The 15705-nt window shown below is 67.7% G+C and carries 17 protein-coding genes; 7 read left to right on the top strand and 10 right to left on the bottom strand.

Annotated elements, in window-relative coordinates; all coding sequences use genetic code 11:
• Positions 1-44: 44 nt before the first annotated feature.
• Entirely contained in the window at positions 45-1163 is a 1119-nt protein-coding gene (locus tag ACWPN3_RS22990) for a cytochrome-c peroxidase (RefSeq protein WP_492241273.1), read from the top strand.
• Positions 1164-1261: 98 nt separating this feature from the next.
• Here the strand turns inward: ACWPN3_RS22990 and ACWPN3_RS22985 are convergent, their stop codons facing one another.
• Complete coding sequence (locus ACWPN3_RS22985; protein ID WP_109445848.1) at positions 1262-1699, bottom strand: c-type cytochrome; 438 nt, start codon at positions 1697-1699, stop codon at positions 1262-1264.
• Between the two features lie 383 nt (positions 1700-2082).
• Here ACWPN3_RS22985 and ACWPN3_RS22980 point away from each other — a divergent pair, with 383 nt between their 5' ends.
• A complete protein-coding gene (locus tag ACWPN3_RS22980; protein ID WP_109445846.1) occupies positions 2083-3288 on the top strand; it encodes an aspartate transaminase in 1206 nt (401 codons plus the stop codon).
• Positions 3289-3357: 69 nt separating this feature from the next.
• Here ACWPN3_RS22980 and ACWPN3_RS22975 read toward each other — a convergent pair whose 3' ends face one another.
• Positions 3358-3906: an NADPH-dependent FMN reductase gene (locus ACWPN3_RS22975; RefSeq protein ID WP_109445844.1), complete on the bottom strand. Its 549-nt coding sequence runs from the start codon at positions 3904-3906 to the stop codon at positions 3358-3360.
• A gap of 342 nt (positions 3907-4248) precedes the next feature.
• Here ACWPN3_RS22975 and ACWPN3_RS22970 point away from each other — a divergent pair, with 342 nt between their 5' ends.
• On the top strand, positions 4249-4446 hold the full coding sequence (locus tag ACWPN3_RS22970) for a hypothetical protein (protein WP_109445842.1): 198 nt from the start codon (positions 4249-4251) through the stop codon (positions 4444-4446).
• A 92-nt stretch (positions 4447-4538) separates the two neighbouring features.
• On the opposite strand, the gene ACWPN3_RS22965 is transcribed toward ACWPN3_RS22970, so the two are convergent.
• Positions 4539-5300 (bottom strand): SDR family NAD(P)-dependent oxidoreductase, encoded by a 762-nt coding sequence (locus ACWPN3_RS22965; protein WP_492241272.1) that lies wholly within the window; start codon positions 5298-5300, stop codon positions 4539-4541.
• 187 nt (positions 5301-5487) lie between these two features.
• Here ACWPN3_RS22965 and ACWPN3_RS22960 point away from each other — a divergent pair, with 187 nt between their 5' ends.
• Positions 5488-5913 (top strand): YkvA family protein, encoded by a 426-nt coding sequence (locus tag ACWPN3_RS22960; RefSeq protein ID WP_492241271.1) that lies wholly within the window; start codon positions 5488-5490, stop codon positions 5911-5913.
• Here ACWPN3_RS22960 and ACWPN3_RS22955 read toward each other — a convergent pair.
• From ACWPN3_RS22955 to ACWPN3_RS22925, 7 genes are all read right to left on the bottom strand, one after another.
• Positions 5910-6851, bottom strand: a complete 942-nt coding sequence (locus tag ACWPN3_RS22955) for a DMT family transporter (RefSeq protein ID WP_492241270.1) — start codon at positions 6849-6851, stop codon at positions 5910-5912. The two genes, ACWPN3_RS22960 and ACWPN3_RS22955, sit on opposite strands and share 4 nt — an antisense overlap.
• Before the next feature lie 246 nt (positions 6852-7097).
• Positions 7098-8891, bottom strand: coding sequence for a sensor histidine kinase (locus ACWPN3_RS22950; RefSeq protein WP_492241269.1), 1794 nt, complete (start codon positions 8889-8891; stop codon positions 7098-7100).
• Positions 8892-9070: 179 nt separating this feature from the next.
• Positions 9071-10030, bottom strand: coding sequence for a bifunctional Delta(1)-pyrroline-2-carboxylate/Delta(1)-piperideine-2-carboxylate reductase (gene lhpI / locus ACWPN3_RS22945; protein WP_492261762.1), 960 nt, complete (start codon positions 10028-10030; stop codon positions 9071-9073).
• 135 nt (positions 10031-10165) lie between these two features.
• On the bottom strand, positions 10166-10567 hold the full coding sequence (locus ACWPN3_RS22940; RefSeq protein WP_492241267.1) for a lipopolysaccharide assembly protein LapA domain-containing protein: 402 nt from the start codon (positions 10565-10567) through the stop codon (positions 10166-10168).
• A 63-nt stretch (positions 10568-10630) separates the two neighbouring features.
• Complete coding sequence (ihfB, locus tag ACWPN3_RS22935) at positions 10631-10912, bottom strand: integration host factor subunit beta (RefSeq protein WP_085090428.1); 282 nt, start codon at positions 10910-10912, stop codon at positions 10631-10633.
• A gap of 269 nt (positions 10913-11181) precedes the next feature.
• Positions 11182-12456: a pentapeptide repeat-containing protein gene (locus ACWPN3_RS22930; protein WP_109445830.1), complete on the bottom strand. Its 1275-nt coding sequence runs from the start codon at positions 12454-12456 to the stop codon at positions 11182-11184.
• Between the two features lie 6 nt (positions 12457-12462).
• Positions 12463-13416 carry a hypothetical protein gene (locus ACWPN3_RS22925; RefSeq protein WP_492241266.1) on the bottom strand — a complete coding sequence of 318 codons (954 nt, stop codon included), beginning with the start codon at positions 13414-13416 and terminating at the stop codon, positions 12463-12465.
• 280 nt (positions 13417-13696) lie between these two features.
• On the opposite strand from ACWPN3_RS22925, the gene ACWPN3_RS22920 reads away from it, so the two are divergent.
• The 3 genes from ACWPN3_RS22920 to ACWPN3_RS22910 all read left to right on the top strand — a co-directional run bounded on the left by ACWPN3_RS22920 (position 13697) and on the right by ACWPN3_RS22910 (position 15696).
• Positions 13697-14839 carry a Do family serine endopeptidase gene (locus ACWPN3_RS22920; RefSeq protein ID WP_492241265.1) on the top strand — a complete coding sequence of 381 codons (1143 nt, stop codon included), beginning with the start codon at positions 13697-13699 and terminating at the stop codon, positions 14837-14839.
• A 70-nt stretch (positions 14840-14909) separates the two neighbouring features.
• Positions 14910-15314, top strand: coding sequence for a hypothetical protein (locus ACWPN3_RS22915; protein ID WP_492241264.1), 405 nt, complete (start codon positions 14910-14912; stop codon positions 15312-15314).
• Entirely contained in the window at positions 15199-15696 is a 498-nt protein-coding gene (locus ACWPN3_RS22910; RefSeq protein ID WP_492241263.1) for a hypothetical protein, read from the top strand. Before ACWPN3_RS22915 ends, ACWPN3_RS22910 begins: the two co-directional genes overlap by 116 nt.
• Positions 15697-15705 lie beyond the last annotated feature (9 nt).

Below are 15705 nucleotides of genomic sequence, written 5' to 3'. Positions count from 1 at the left end.
TCAGGTTGTGGTGGGGATGTCGGCCGGCCGGGGGACCGCCAGTCATGCACGCACACACCGGACACCGCCCAGCCGCCCAATCAACCGCTGGACTGAAAGGCCTTCTGGTCGCCGCCACCGCTGCCCTGGTCATCCTTGCCGCCAGCACCGGCACCGCGCCGGCCGCCGATCAGCCGGCTGCGGGCGGCGATGCCCTGATGGGCCGCGCGCGCGAGCTGTTCAAGCCGCTGCCCGCCACCCTGCCCGTGGTTCGCAACAACGCGGTCACCCGCGAGAAGATCGAACTCGGCAAGATGCTGTTCTTCGATCCGCGCCTGTCGGCCAGCGGCATCTTCTCCTGCAACAGCTGCCACAATCTGGGGCTTGGCGGTGTCGACGGGCTGGAAACCTCGGTCGGCCATGGCTGGCAGAAGGGGCCGCGCAACGCGCCGACGGTGCTGAACGCCGTGCTGAACGTCGCCCAGTTCTGGGATGGCCGTGCCGAAGACCTGAAGGCCCAGGCCAAGGGGCCGATCCAGGCCGGTGTGGAGATGAACAGCACGCCCGACCGCGTGATGGCGGTGCTGAACAGCATTCCCGCCTATCAGGCCAAATTCGCCGACGCCTTCCCGAACGAGAAGAACCCGGTCAGCTTCGACAATGTCGCCATGGCGATCGAGGCGTTCGAGGCGACGCTGACCACCCCCGCCGCTCCCTTCGACCAGTATTTGGAGGGCAAGGCCGACGCGCTGACCGACACGCAGAAGGCCGGGCTTGAGCTGTTCATCGACAAGGGCTGTTCCGGTTGCCACAACGGCGTCAATGTCGGCGGCCACGATTACTTCCCCTTCGGCGTCGTGACCAAGCCGGGGGCGGAGATCCTGCCGCCGGGCGACAAGGGCCGCTTCGCCGTCACCAAGACCGCCGACGACGAGTATGTCTTCCGCGCGCCCACCCTGCGCAACGTCGCGCTGACCGCCCCCTATTTCCATTCCGGCAAGGTATGGGACCTGCGCCAGGCGGTCGCGGTGATGGGGTCGAGCCAGCTCGGCGCCACCCTGTCCGACCAGGAGATCGACAAGATCACCGCCTTCCTGACCGCATTGACCGGCCAGCAGCCGCGTGTCGACTACCCGCTGCTGCCGGCCAGCACGCCGGCCACGCCGCAACCCGTCTTCAAGTAAGGCCCATCTTCAAGAAGGCCTGTTCCGAAGAAAGACCGGGCAAAGAAAAAGCCCTTCCCCACGCCGGTGGGGAAGGGCTTTTCCGTCAGCAGCACCGCTTATTCGGAGCGGTAACGCTGGTGGCAGGCCTTGCAGCTGTCAGCCATCGCGCCGAACGCCTTGGCCGTCGCAGCCTTGTCGCCGGAAGCGGCGGCAACCTTCAGGGCCTGCGCGGACGCCTGAAGGCCCTGCGCTTTGGCGGTGAAATCCGGGAAGTTGGCCCAGATCACTTCCTTGGCCGCGGTCTTGCCCTTGTCGGAGCCGGGCGGGAACAGGCTGGGGATTTTGGCGGCGAAGGCGTCGATGCGATCGGTGACCGGACCGATGGCGGCGAGGTCGCCCTTGCCCACCGCGTCCTTGATCTCGCCCATCGCCTTCTTGTAGTCCTCGAACCCGGCCTTGCGGGTCTGGATCACGTCCTGGGCCAGAGCAACGCCGCCGGTCAGCATCAGCGCGGCCGAGGCCGCAAGCACGATACGGGAAAACACGGTTCTCATCCCTTCGTTGAATTTTGTCCCCAACGCCAGACCTTACACACCGCAACGCCAAAGCTGTCAAGTGAAGCGGCCATGACGCTGCCGTGCCGTCATGGCGTTCATTTGTGCTGTAAGAAATAATGCTGCAAAGGGTCGGGTGCGGGATTTGCCGGGGCTGCGGGTCCGATCCGCGGACGGTTGGAAATACCCGCGGGCTCGGTCCGGTACAGCACAGCCACAGGGCGGAAAAACCGCCGAACCGCACGGCTTTCACCGGCCGACCGGCCTTGCAACCGGGGTAGAGCGCAAGTAAGGTCCGGCCTCGCGCCTTCCACCCGGAGGGGCAGGCGTCCCAACGACGTCTCCGCCACACCGTCTCTATAGCCCTGAGGGGGCCCATCGCCATGTCGATCATCGCGTCCCGCCTGTCCCGCATCAAGCCGTCGCCGACCATCGCCGTGACCAACAAAGCCCGCGAACTGAAAGCGGCCGGTCGCGACGTCATCGGCCTGGGTGCCGGCGAGCCGGACTTCGATACCCCCGACAACATCAAGGCCGCCGCCATCAAGGCGATCGAGTCCGGTGACACCAAATACACCGCGGTGGACGGCACGCCCGCTCTGAAGAAGGCGATCTGCGCCAAGTTCGAGCGCGAGAACGGCCTGAACTACACGCCGGAGCAGATCACCGTCGGCGTCGGCGGCAAGCAGGTGCTGTACAACGCCTTGATGGCGACGCTGAACCAGGGCGACGAGGTCATCATCCCGGCGCCCTATTGGGTCAGCTATCCGGACATGGTCGAGCTGGCGGAAGGCACGCCGGTCTTCGTCTCCTGCCCGGCCGAGCAGGGTTTCAAGCTACAGCCCGCCGAGCTGGAGAAGGCGATCACGCCGAAGACCAAGTGGCTGATCCTGAACTCACCGTCGAACCCGTCGGGCGCTGCCTACACCCGCGCCGAGATGAAGGCGCTGACCGACGTGCTGGTCAAGCACCCGCATGTCTGGGTGATGACCGACGACATGTACGAGCACCTGCTGTATGACGGCCTGGAGTTCGTCACCCCGGCCCAGGTCGAGCCGTCGCTGTACGACCGCACCCTGACCGTCAACGGCGTGTCGAAGTCCTATGCGATGACCGGCTGGCGCATCGGCTATGCCGGTGGCCCGAAGGAACTGATCAAGGCCATCGGCGTCATCCAGAGCCAGTCGACCTCCAACCCGACCTCCATCGCCCAGGCCGCCGCCGTAGAGGCGCTGAACGGTCCGCAGGACTTCATCAAGGAGCGTGGCGAGGCTTTCCGCCAGCGCCGCGACCTGGTGGTGTCGATGCTGAACCAGGCCAATGGCCTGCATTGCCCGAAGCCGGAAGGCGCCTTCTACGTCTATCCGTCCTGCGCCGGGACCATCGGCAAGACCACGCCGGACGGCAAGGTGATCGAGACCGATGAGGATTTCGTCACCTACCTGCTGGAGTCCGAAGGCGTCGCCGTCGTCCAGGGTTCGGCCTTCGGCCTCGCCCCGCACTTCCGCATCTCCTACGCGACCTCGACGGAAGCGCTGGAAGAGGCGTGCAAGCGCATCCAGCGCGCCTGCGGCAACCTGCGCGACTGATCGCGTCGGCAGGACCCGAACAAGGAAAAGGGCCGGCTCCGGAAGGGGCCGGCCCTTTTCCTTTGGGCGCTACTTTGCGGCGATCATCCTGTCGATGGCGCCAAGCGTGAATTTCAGCACCGCTTCGTCGGCCAGCTTGCCGTCCTTGATCTTCTCGCCGACGCCGCCGATCACGACCTGGGGGCCGCCCAGCAGCTTGGCCGGAAGCGCCAGCAGTGTGTCGTTCACCTGCTGGTGCGCCCGCACGCCGCCGGTGAAGGCGGGAGAGTTGGAAATCACCAGCACCGGCTTGCCGATCAGCGCCGACTTGCCATAGGGGCGCGAGGCCCAGTCCAGCGCGTTCTTCAGCACGCCCGGCATGCCGTAATTGTATTCCGGCGTGACGATGACCACGCCGTCGGCGTCGGCAATGGCCTGACGGAAGGCATGCACCTCCGCCGGGGCGTCCGGCGTGTCGATGTCCTGGTCGTAGAGCGGCAGGCGCAGGTCGCGGATGTCCATGCTGGCGCCGGCCGGCAGGGCGTCCTGCAGTCCGCGCAGGATGGCCAGCGAGTTGGAGTTGCTGCGCAGGCTGCCGGGCAGGCCCAGCAGTTTGGCACGCACCGTTGCATCGGTCATGAAGCGGTTGCCTTTCCTCTAATCTTCGATCTGTTTTCTTACGGGGAATTGCCGGTCCCGGTCCAGTCGATGGAGCCGTGGGACGGATCCGATGGCACTGAAACGGTCGGTTCAGGCCCCGCTTTCCAACAGGGCCAGCTTTTCCAACAGGTCATGCCCCCGTTGCCATCGGAGCAAGCCCGGAAGAGCGACGCATGCCGGCTGTGACCATCTTGGGCTGCGACTGTTGATTGGCTGGTTGACTACCCACTTAGAGGCCACACAAAGGGTAGGACGCGCCACCGGGCGCGGCCATCGGAGTCGGGCTTCGGTTCCGACGGATCGAAAAAATGGGGAGGCGACATGGCGACGCGGCGACTGGATCGGGACGATCACGTCCGGAAGCATCTGGCGCTGATGCTGCAGGAATGGCAGGAGATGACCGGCCGCGACATGGCGACCGCCACCGCCGACCAGCGGCTTCAGCACTGCACCACCCTGCTGATCGACCTGCTGGGCGAGGCGGAACGCGCTGACGAAGCCGCCATGGTGGAAGTCTGAGGGCATCGCCTCATCCCAAGGCACCACATCGACAGTTGCAGGAGCGGTCCCAACCCTGATGGAGGGAGCCGCCCCTGACCGATGCGATGTCCTTACTGGGGGGCCATGCGGATGGCGCCGTCCAGGCGGATGACATCACCGTTCAGCATCTCGTTCTCCAGGATATGCTGCACGAGGCGGGCATATTCCTCCGGCTTGCCGAAGCGCTTGGGGAAGGGGACGGTGGCGGCGAGGCTGTCCTGGACCTCCTGCGGCATGTTCAGCAGCATGGGCGTCCCGATCAGGCCGGGGGCCACCGTCATCACGCGGATGCCGTTGCGGGCGAGATCGCGGGCGGCGCAGATGGTCAGGGCGACGATGCCGCCTTTCGACGCGGCATAGGCGGCCTGCCCGATCTGCCCCTCATAGGCGGCGACCGAGGCGGTGTTGACGATCACGCCGCGCTCGCCGCTGTCCAACGGGTCCAGCTTGGCCATGTCGGCCGCAGCCAGCCGCAGGATGTTGAAGCTGCCGATCAAGTTGATCTCGATCACCGACCGGAAATTCTCCAGCGGCATCGGGCCATCGCGGCCGACGATGCGCTGGGCGGGCGCGATGCCGGCGCAGTTCACCGCGATGCGGGCCGGCCCATGGGCCGAGCGCGCCTGATCGAACGCCCGCTCGGCCGAAGCGCCGTCGGTCACGTCGCAGACAAGACCCAGCCCGCCGATCTCATGCGCGGTCTTCAGCACCGCGTCCTCGTTGACGTCCAGCACGGTCACCTTGGCGCCGAGCCCGGCCAGATGGCGCGCCGTCGCCGCTCCCATGCCCGAGGCGCCGCCAGTGACGATTGCGGACAGTCCCTGGATGTTCATGGCATCTCCTCCTTAATTGCGACCGGTCCGCGCATGGCGCCGGCCTTGTGTCCAACAGGATGCGATCGCACTTGTCGTTTACCAGATGGCCGCTGAACCATACCACACCGTATGGTGCGAGGCATCATGCCGACGCCGCGATCTTCCATCTGCGAACGGGCCAATTCCAAAAGGGAGTCTCGCGTCCATGACCGCATCGTCCGTCTCTCCCTCGCTTGGCCGCTCTCTGGACACCGGCACCGCGCTGGCGGTTTCCGATCCCGACCGGGTCGAGCGTGACGAACGGCTGGTCCGCCGCCGATTCTGGCGAAAGCTGCGGGCCAACCTGCATCGCGTCCCCTTTCTGGAGGAACTGCTGGCCGCCTATTTCTGCGCGACCGACCCGGCGACCCCATACCGGGCCAAGGCGATCCTGCTGGCGGCGCTGGCCTATTTCGTGCTGCCGGTGGACGCGGTGCCGGACTGGCTGCTGATCGCCGGCTTCACCGATGATGCCGCGGTGCTGGCAGCCGCCGTGCAGACCGTACGCGCCAACCTGACCCCTGGCCATTGGCTGCGGGCGAAGGAGACCCTGCGCGCCGAAAAGGGCGGAGAGACGGAAAGCGCCGGCTAGTTGGGCTTGGACTGCGCCATCTTGCGGCCGTCCGCCGCGTCGCGGTGCATGGTATAGAGGGCGGAGCCGGCGATCACCAGGGCACCCACCCAGCCCCACAAGTCCATGGTCTGACCGAAGACGATCCAGGCGACGATGGCGGTGAAGGGCAGCCGGGCATAATCGTATGGCATCATCGCCGAGGATTCGGCCAGCGACAGCGCCTTCGTCATCGCCAACTGCCCCAGTGTCAGCACGCCGCCCAGCAGCGCCAGCCAGCCCAGCGTGCTAAAGCTCGGCCAGGTCCAGACGAACAGCGCCGGCACCAGGGCCATCGGGGTCACCAGCAGACCGAGGAAGGTCACGATCACCGGAGAGCTGTCTTTCCGGCTGAGCAGCCGCATCTGCAGGACAGTGCCGGCCGCGGCGACGCAATGGACGAACAGGGCCAGAAAGGCCAGATCGATCGGCGCCGCCCCTGGCCTCAGCACGATGATCACGCCGATCAGGCCGGCGCAGACCGCGGCCCAGCGCCGTGGCCGCACCCGCTCGCCCAGGAGCAATGCCGCCCCCGCCGCCACGAACAGCGGGATGGCGAAGCTGACCGCCGTCGCGGTGGGCAGCGGGATTTGGGAGATGGCGTAGAACCAGGCGCTCATGGCGCAGAGCGTGGTCAGCGCCCGCGTCACATAAGGTCCGAGCCGCCGTTCCGCCAGCACCGCCCGGCAGGCGGGCGCACCGGCCGTCAGTGCCCAGGGCAGCATCCACAGCAGGCTGAACAGGTTGCGGAAGAACACGACCTCAAGCGGGTCCATCACCGTCGAGGCCCACCGCACCGCCGTGTTGCCGATTCCGAACAGCAGTGCCGACAGCAGCATGAAGCCGGCGCCGAGCAGAAGCCGGTTGGACGGCGCCCGCAGGCGGGGGGCAGCGTCCATGGAAGAGGCGGAGACGGTCACGGTCATCGTCCCTGGCAAGCCGTTGGCGGATGGTCCGGTCCGACTCGCGGAAGGCCGTTAGCGCAAACATGGATCCGTCAGGACCATCTGCGGTCGGACCACCCGCGGCCAGTGCCGTGACAGCGATCCTCCGAAGGAAATCTCGCCAGCGCAAGCAAAATACGGGAATGAGACGTTATTATACTCCCGTATGACGAGTGGTGGTTCGGAAGTTGCGAAGTTCGGCCTCTTTCTCGGTAGGATGGCTTATTCCGGGATACCACCAGCGGCGAAGCGGTGCGGCAGGCTGACCGTGAAGCGCACCCCGGGATCGGCGTTCTCTATCGACAGGATGGCGTCCAACTGTTTGGACAGGGTGTGGATCAGCCGCATGCCCAGGCTGCGGCTGCGGCGCCAGTCGAAATCGGGCGGCAAGCCGACACCGCGGTCGCCGACGATCATCTGCAAGGTCTCACCGTCCCGCCGCAGCCCGACGACGATGACGTTCGTGTCTTCCGGGGCTCGGTCAGCAGCATCGGCCTGCGATGCGGCCGCCATGCCGACCACGGTGGAGGCAAGCGGCCGGTAGGCGTGCTTGATGGCGTTCATCACCAGTTCGTTGGCAAGCAGGCCCAACTGCACCGCATGGTCGGTCGGCACCTCCACCGGCTCAACCACCAATTCCAGCCGCCAGTTGCCGCCTTCGGAGCGGGCGGAGCGCTCCAACTCCCGGCACAGCTCGGTCAGATAGTCGTGAAAGGGGATGAAATGGACGTCGTCCACGCGGTAGAGCAGACGGTGGATGTCGGCGATGGCCTGGACGCGGCGTCCGGCTTCCAGCAGATGCTCGCTCAGCTGCGCATCGCCGACCGCCTGCCCCTGAAGGCTCAGCAGGCTGGAGACCACCTGCAGGCTGTTCTTGATGCGGTGGTTGGCCTCGCGCATCAGCAAATCCTTCTGCGCCAGCACCGCGTCGCGCTCACCGATGGTCCGCTCCAGCGAGGCGGTGCGGTCGCGCACCCGCCGCTCCAGTTCGCGCTGAACCTGACGGGCGGCACCGGCCTGCCGGAAGCCGAAGACCGAGAGGGCGGCCAGCGCCATGGCCGCCGCCGCCGCCAAACCGGCATAGGGCGCGATCAACCGCTGCCAGGACGCCAGAATCGGTGCCAGATCCAGCCGGACCACCACATGGACGGGCCAGCTGTCGACCCGGCGATGGGCGACGATGGTGGCGCCGTCCCGGGCGACGCCGCCGTCCGGCTCGACCTCGATTGCCCGGCGGGCGGTGTCGGACAGCGGGGCGGGCTCGGCGGACCTGTCGGGCTCGCGCACCAAAACGTCGAGGTTGCCGGCCCGCACCAGAACGGTCACCGGCTCGTGCGGGAGGTCCAATTCCTTGTAGAAGCCCGACAGATAGGACGGATCGATGGTGACGGAGGCGATGCCGCGGAAGCCACCATCCGGTTCGGACAGCCGGCGGCTGAGCAGGAAGGTGGCCTTGTTGGTCACCCGGCCGATGATACGGGGCCCGACATGGGGCTGGTCGAGCAGGCGGCCCTGCTGCGCGTTGCGCTGATGGAACAGGAAGATCTCGCGGTCGGACGCATCGGAATAGGGTGCCGGGAAGGCTGCCGTCGTCAGCCGCAGCAGCCCCGTCGCATCGTTCAGCCAGATGGCGTCCAGGAAGGGCAGCCGGGCGCGCTGGGCGTTCAGCTTGTCCCACAGGGCGCGCGACTGTGCGACCTCGGCCCAGGGCCGTCCGGCGCTTTCCTGGGCGGCGTATTCCACCAGCAGGTCTGCGGCATCGAACAGGCGGGCGGCATGTTCCGCCAGGACACGGACGGCTGCCCGCGCGCGTTCCTGTGCCCCATCGATCGCCCGTTCGCGCGACTGCACCCCGACGACCACGGTGACGACGGCGAGGAACAGGAAGCCGCAGGCGGCCAGCCAGCCGATGGCGGCCTCCAGCCTCGGCTTGCGGAAAGGCAGCGAACCGTCCGCAGCAATGCGTTCGGAACCGGTGGACTCGTCGGAAAGCGGGGGGAGGGCAGGGCCATTCAATCGGCCGTTCCTTATCCTTCGATGCGGATCGCCATGCAGGTTGTCGGGCAGATGGGCGGAATCGTCGAATAGTAGCGCAGGGTTGGCTGCCCGTAACCTTATCTTTCGTAGACTCAAGGTTACGCTTGGCTCCGGCAAGACCGGCTCGGCAACTGAAGCGATTCAATGATCGAACGGCTTCAGCGGATCGAATTGTTGTGCAGCACCATCTCCGTCGCCAGCCGGGCGGCGCACAGGTCGGCCAGGGCGGTGCCCACCGACTTGAACAGGGTGATCTGGTCGTAGAAACGCCGGCCGGCCCGTTCGCCGCGGCCGAGTTCGAACAGGTCGCCGGCGATGTCGTCGGACGTCAGCACGCCTGAGGCCACCGGCTGTGCGATGTCGCCGGCCTCGGCCGGCGTGCGGTCGCGGCAATCGACGAAGACGCGCGCGCGGCGGATGCACTCGTCATCGACCTCCCGCATCTCCGGCGTCACGCCGCCCAGCAGGTCCAGATGCTGGCCCGGCTGCAGCCAGTCGCCGCGGATCAGCGGGCTGTGCGACGCGGTGGCGCAGACGACGATGTCGGCGCCACGCACCGCCCCTTCGAGGTCGGCAGTCGCCTCGATGCGGAATTTCGGCCTGTGGAAACGGGCGGCAAGCTTGCGGGCCTTCTGCGGATCTCGCCCCCAGACCAGCACATGGCGGAGCGGCCTCACCGCGGTATGCGCCTCCACCAGTTCCAGGGCCAGCGGACCGGTGCCGACCACCAGCATCCGGTCGGCGTCCGGCCGCGCCAGATAGGAGGCGGCGAGTGCGGAGGATGCGGCACCGCTGCGCCGGCCGAGCGCAGTGGAGGAGTCCATCAGAACCTGGGGCACACCGGTCTTGCCGTCGACCAGCAGATAGACGCCCTGCGTCCGCGGCAGGTCACTGCCGGCATTGTCGGGAAAGACGGTGTCGATGCGCAGCCCGATCGCCTGATTGACCTGCCAGGCGGGGGCAAGCAGCAGTGCGGCGTCGCTGGCGCCATAGGTCTCGACCCGATGGCGGTGAGCCGGCGGAGCTTCCACGCCGGCGCGAAAGGTCTGCCGCAGGCGTTCGACCAGCATGCGGTGGTGCAGAACGGATCGAAGCTCGGCGCCGCTGACGGTGCGCATGGAACCCCCTCCCGCCGGCCGGCATCGCGTTCCGCCCCGATGGAAAGGGGCGGAACCCCTGAACCGATGATCAATCGATGGTCTTGGCCGACGGTTCAGGCCGACGGTTCCGACCGATGAGGCCCAGTGTGACGTTCAGTGAACGGTCGGCGCGCTGCCCTGGGCGGCCGCGACCGGCAGGGTGGAGCCGGGCAGTGTGCCCGAAACCGGGCCGGAAACCGGACGGGTGCTTTCGGCCAGACGCTTCTCGGCCGCGGCGGCGCGGGCCTGCGCCTCCTTCAGTTCACGCTCCAGATACAGCACGCGGTTGCCCTCGCGGCGGGCCCGGCGGCGATGGCGGCGCTGGCTGTTCCAGACGATGAAGCCGCCGGCAACGAAGCCCACCACCAGCGCGATCAGCGTGGCCAGATACACCTGCGTTTCGAGCGTGAAGGGCAGCGGCCACAGCGACAGGGTCACGATACCGCGGTTGGAGATCGCGAACAGGATCGCGACGAGGGCCACGGGAATGGTGACGATCCAGGAAAGATGGCGCAAGGCTAAGGTTCCTTGAGAGTGATACGGCCGGAATACGGCGCTGGGACAGGGCCGGGCCGGCGCTCACTCCGTGTTCAGACGCTCGCGAAGCTGCTTGCCGGTCTTGAAGAAAGGAATGCATTTCTCGCCGACGTCAACCGATTCCCCGGTCCGGGGGTTGCGACCCGTGCGCGCGTCCCGCTTCTTGATGGAGAAGGCGCCGAAGCCGCGCAGCTCCACCCGGTCGCCCCGCGCCAGCGCCTCGGTGATCTCGTCGAAGATGGTGCCGACGATCTTTTCGATGTCGCGCTGGTACAGGTGCGGGTTCCGCTCCGCCAGCCGTTGGATCAGTTCCGACTTGGTCATGACCGTTGACGTTCCCCCATCAGATGCGGGCACATTTTGGTCGGATTGCGCCGCGCTTGGACAGCAGCGTGCCACCGGGCGAATAAGGCGTCAAGCCCCACCCGCGGTGCTAAGCCGTTACGACACAATCGTTTTTCTGAACGGTGGAAAGTGTTTTGCCACCAAAGACCCTGTTCCTTCCAGGGCGCGCGGCGGCAATCTCCGGCATGGATCGTGACGGAAATTTGAAAGCAATCAACGGCTTCGCGAAAGAAAACCCGTGAACCGGCTCAGGCTCCGCTCAGCCGCGTCCCTTCCAGGATGGCGCCCTCCAGCACCGCCGACGAGCGGTCGCAGCCGGTCAGGTCGGCCAGGGTCAGGTCGCTGCCCTTCAGGTTGGTCTGGGCCAGCGAGGCGCCGGCCAGCCGCGCCCGCACCAGCGATGCGCGCATCACCTTGGCGCCGGCGCTGACCAGCAGCATGCCCAGATTGGCTCCATCCAGCCGGCTGTCGATCAGGATGGCGCGGTCCAGCTTCACCCCGCGCAGGTCGGCGCGGCTGAGATCGGCGGACCGCAGGTCGGCACCGTCGAATTGGGCGGCCTGCAACTGGGCGCCGTTCAGCCGGGCGTGGCGCAGCCGGGCGCCGCTGCCCTTGGCCAGCGTCAGGATCTTGCCCGTCAGGTCCGCCCCTTCCAGGTTCAGCCCGGTCAGGTCGAGCTGGCAGCCCTGCTTGCCGCTGGTGCCAAGCCAGATCATGTGCTGGCGCAGCATGCTGTCCAGCTGGTCCACCGGCAGGGCCGGCAGTTCGTCTGCGACGGATTCCTCCGGTTCGGGCTCTGCCGCCGGGGCTTGGAGCGGTGCCTGCCGGGCAGCAACGGCCTGCTCGTCGGTGCGGATCGCCTGTTCCAGGCCATCGGCATCCAGGCTCGCCCCCTCCAGGATGGCGCCGCGCAGGTCGGAGCCGTTGAGGTCGGCGCCGCGCAGGTCGGCACCGGAGAAGTTGGCCCCGCGCAGGTCGGTGCGATCCAGCCGGGCGCCGGACAGCCGGGTGTTGGTGAAGTCCGCCGCCTGGGCGAAGCTGCCCGACAGCTTGGCCCGCGCCATGTCGGCGTTGGTCAGGCGGGCCGACGCCATGTCGGCGGGACCGGGATCGAAGCCCACCACCTTCAGTTCGCCGGCGCTGTTGCGGTTGACCATGCTGCCGTCGCGCAGGTCGACCTCCACCATGGTGGCGCCGTCGAGCTTGGCGCCGCGCACGTTGGCGCCGCGCATGTCGGTGCGGAACAGCCGCGCCTCCGACAGGTCGGCCCCGCGCAGGTCGGCGCCATAGAGGTCTGCATGGTCCAGCACGGTGCCGCGCAGGTCCGCGTCGCGCAGGATGGCGCCGGCCAGATGGGCGCCCGTCAGGTTACGGCCGGCCAGCGACAGGCCGGACAGGTCGAAGAAGGGCAGGTTGGCGCGGGCGCCGTTCGGACGCCCCTCGGCGAATCGGACATGACGCTCGCACACACGGTCGAGCTGGTCCTGGGTCAGTCGGATGCGGGATTTGCCGTCTTGCGCCATGGCCGGTCACGCGAACAAGGCGTCGATGTCGGCCTGCGAGATCCCGCCGCCGCCGGAATCGGCAGGCGGAGGCGGGGGCGGAGGCGGCTTCGCGACAGGAGGCGGGGGCGGGGGTGGCGGGGGTGGCGGCGGGGGTGGGGAAGGCTCCACATCGGCTGGCAGCGGCTCTGCCCGCTCGGCCACCCCCGGCACGCTGTCGAACAGCGCGTCGATGGCGTCCTGGCTGACCTCCGGACCGCCCAGTTGAGGACCGTTCAGCAGATGCGCGTCCGGCCGGGTGTCGCCCAGCTTGCGGTGCGAGGACACTTCGCCCGACGCATGCTGCTGGGGATCGGCGACGGCCAGCCGCTCGACGCCCCAGATCTCGATCATCGTGTTCACGCGCTCTTCGATGTAGCGCAGAGTGTTGACGACTTTGGTGGTGCGCTGGCCGGTGATGTCCTGGAAGGAACAGGCGGTCATGATCTCGATGCACCATGCCTCGACCGCGTCGATCCGTTCGGCCAGATCGTCGTCGTCGCGCGGGATCGACATGGTGATTTCCTGAATCTTCTCCGTCGCGTTCAGGATGTCGGTGGTGGCGCGTTCGGTGGCGGCGACGATCTCGTCCAGTTCGCCGGTCGCCGCCTCGATGCGGTTGGACCCGGTGTCGGTCGCCTTCAGGGCCGCGATGTCGCTGCGCGCCTCGCGCACCACCTGGGTGATGGCGGTCAGCTCCTGCTGGATGCGCGGATCCTCGCCGGAGGCGAAGGCCGTGAAGGCGCTGGAGGATGTGCCGCTCAGCCGGTCGACCTGGGTGCACAGCTTGTCCACCAGCCGGTGAAACTCGTCGGAGGCGACGACGCGGCTGCGCCGGTCGCGCATGCGCAGGAAAGCCCGCCCCCGCGCGGTCTGCGACAGGGCCTCTTCCATCTGCAGATACTCTTGCTCGGTCAGTTCGAGCAGTGACCCGCCGCTCATAGCGCTCAACCCGTTCCTCGACAGCCGCGCCTTCCCGGCATCTCCGGGGCCACGCCGACCGTCGTCCTATACCACCGTATTTCTTTACCGGGAGTTTCCGACGCCACCACGGTATCATCGATGCAGCGGATTTGGCGGACAGGGCACGGCCATGGAGGCGGGCTTGGCTCTGAAGGCCGTCGGTCGGCCGACAGGCTTGAACAGACTTCGTTTTTATCCCAAATCAGCCCGATCGATGGCCATCTCGCCTTAGAAATTCCCAAAAGGAAAGGAACAGTCCATGAAGACGGCGGCGCGTCCGGTGATGTTTGCGGCGGCGGTCGGGATCGCGGCGCTGACCGGCGGCGCGCTGGTGGCACCCGCCGACTCGGCGCTGGGCCGGATCGGTTCCGCCATCGGCCTCGGGGCCTCGCCGGCCGAAGCGGCGCTGCCCCTGGGTGCGGTGGGCGGCGGCACCATCGCCCCGATGCTGGAGCAGGTGACGCCGGCCGTGGTGAACATCTCGGTGCTGAGCCAGGCGCCCCAGGCTGAAAACCCGCTGCTGCGCGACCCGTTCTTCCGTCGCTTCTTCAACCTTCCCGACCAGATGCCGCAGTCCAAGCCGCAGGTCAGCGCCGGGTCGGGCGTGATCATCGATGCCCGCAACGGCTATGTCGTCACCAACAACCATGTGGTGGAGAACGCGCAGGAGATCGCGGTCACCCTGAAGGACCGCCGCCGCCTGCGCGCCAAGCTGATCGGCCGCGACGCCGCCACCGACATTGCGCTTCTGCAGATCAAGGCCGACGGGCTGGCCGCGCTGTCCATCGGCGATTCGGACCGCACCAAAGTCGGCGATTTCGTCGTCGCCATCGGCAACCCGTTCGGACTGGGGCAGACGGTGACCTCCGGCATCGTCTCGGCAACGGGGCGCAGCGGGTTGAAGATCGAAGGCTACGAGGACTTCATCCAGACCGACGCCTCGATCAACCCGGGCAACTCCGGCGGCGCCCTGGTCAATTTCCAGGGCGAGCTGATCGGCATCAACACCGCCATCATTGGCCCGGCCGGCGGCTCGGTCGGCATCGGCTTCGCGGTGCCGGTCAGCATCGTCCGGTCGGTGGTGGAACAGCTGCGCGAATATGGCGAGGTTCGCCGCGGCCGGCTGGGCGTCGCCATCCAGGACCTGACTCCCGATCTTGCGGAGAGCATGAGCCTGAAGGGCGACGAGGGCGCGCTGATCGCCAAGATCGAGCGCGGATCGCCGGCGGACAGCGGCGGCCTGCGCAGCGGCGACGTGGTGATCGCGGTCGATGGGCGGCCGGTGCGCAGCGCCACCGATTTCCGCAACCGCATCGGCCTTCTGCGCGTCGGCACGCCGGTGCAGTTGACGGTGATGCGCGAGGGCGGGCAAAAGTCGGTCACCGTCCGAACCCAGCGTTGACTCCACCCCAGCGTTGCCCCCCAAAGTTGGCCAAAGTGAATAGACCGTCGAGGATCCACCCCGTACCGGCATGATGCGTTCAAACCCTCCCCGCCGCCCGGCCGCTCCGCCGGCGCCCACGCCCGGCCGCAGCGCGGCCCAGCGGCAGCGCGAGATCGCGACGCTGCTGATGCGGCTCGACGCCATGCTGAAGCAGTCGGCCGAACTGGCCCAGACGGCGCGCGAGCGGGTGTCGGTCGGCGGGCTGGCCCGCTATCGCCGTTTCAGCCGGCGGGTGCGCGACTTCTTTGCGCTGGCCGCCCTGACCCAGGAGCGGCTGGACGCCGCGCCGGAGGAGATGGAGGATTCTGATCGACCCCATGACCACCGCGCTGGAGCGTCTGCACGCCCGCATGGTGGTCCAGTTCGTGGAGGGCAGCGCCGCCTTCTTCGCCAGCTTCGCGCGGGTGAAGGCCCTGCCCATCGGCACCCATGAGATGTGCGGCGTGGAGCTGCGCGGCGTCCTGGAAATCCGCAAGTTCCTGGACGACCCGCTCTATGAGGGGGAGCGCGGGCAGGCCCTGCGCGGCGAGGCCGACCGCATCGCCGCCCTGATCCGGCGGGTGATGGACCGCATTCCGCCGTTGCCCGATTTCGGCGACGAACCCAGCATCGGCCCGCGCGGCACGCTGAACAGTCCGCTGAAGGGCCCCAACGCCCATCTGCCGCCCGGCCGCGCCGCCGCCCGCCCGTCTGCCGACCGCTTGGCCGCCGCCCGTCCGGGCGGCATGCCGCCGGTTGCCCCGCCGGCCCCGAACCCGAGCACCGAGGTTCGCTCGCTCAGCCTCGACCAGTTCGAGGACGACGAGGAAGATTAGGGAGGGGAG

The organism is Azospirillum sp. UENF 111221 (assembly GCF_058780625.1).
Note: the sequence above shows the minus strand (reverse complement) of the source record. Positions and strands in the feature narration are given on the sequence as shown.

Excerpts from the sequence above, each read along its gene's own strand:
- ACWPN3_RS22990 (WP_492241273.1), top strand. The coding sequence starts at position 45 with ATGCACGCACACACCGGACACCGCCCAGCCGCCCAATCAACCGCTGGA.
- ACWPN3_RS22985 (WP_109445848.1), bottom strand. The coding sequence starts at position 1,699 with ATGAGAACCGTGTTTTCCCGTATCGTGCTTGCGGCCTCGGCCGCGCTG.
- ACWPN3_RS22980 (WP_109445846.1), top strand. The coding sequence starts at position 2,083 with ATGTCGATCATCGCGTCCCGCCTGTCCCGCATCAAGCCGTCGCCGACC.
- ACWPN3_RS22975 (WP_109445844.1), bottom strand. The coding sequence starts at position 3,906 with ATGACCGATGCAACGGTGCGTGCCAAACTGCTGGGCCTGCCCGGCAGC.
- ACWPN3_RS22970 (WP_109445842.1), top strand. The coding sequence starts at position 4,249 with ATGGCGACGCGGCGACTGGATCGGGACGATCACGTCCGGAAGCATCTG.
- ACWPN3_RS22965 (WP_492241272.1), bottom strand. The coding sequence starts at position 5,300 with ATGAACATCCAGGGACTGTCCGCAATCGTCACTGGCGGCGCCTCGGGC.
- ACWPN3_RS22960 (WP_492241271.1), top strand. The coding sequence starts at position 5,488 with ATGACCGCATCGTCCGTCTCTCCCTCGCTTGGCCGCTCTCTGGACACC.
- lhpI (WP_492261762.1), bottom strand. The coding sequence starts at position 10,030 with ATGCGCACCGTCAGCGGCGCCGAGCTTCGATCCGTTCTGCACCACCGC.
- ihfB (WP_085090428.1), bottom strand. The coding sequence starts at position 10,912 with ATGACCAAGTCGGAACTGATCCAACGGCTGGCGGAGCGGAACCCGCAC.
- ACWPN3_RS22930 (WP_109445830.1), bottom strand. The coding sequence starts at position 12,456 with ATGGCGCAAGACGGCAAATCCCGCATCCGACTGACCCAGGACCAGCTC.
- ACWPN3_RS22925 (WP_492241266.1), bottom strand. The coding sequence starts at position 13,416 with ATGAGCGGCGGGTCACTGCTCGAACTGACCGAGCAAGAGTATCTGCAG.
- ACWPN3_RS22920 (WP_492241265.1), top strand. The coding sequence starts at position 13,697 with ATGAAGACGGCGGCGCGTCCGGTGATGTTTGCGGCGGCGGTCGGGATC.
- ACWPN3_RS22915 (WP_492241264.1), top strand. The coding sequence starts at position 14,910 with ATGATGCGTTCAAACCCTCCCCGCCGCCCGGCCGCTCCGCCGGCGCCC.
- ACWPN3_RS22910 (WP_492241263.1), top strand. The coding sequence starts at position 15,199 with ATGACCACCGCGCTGGAGCGTCTGCACGCCCGCATGGTGGTCCAGTTC.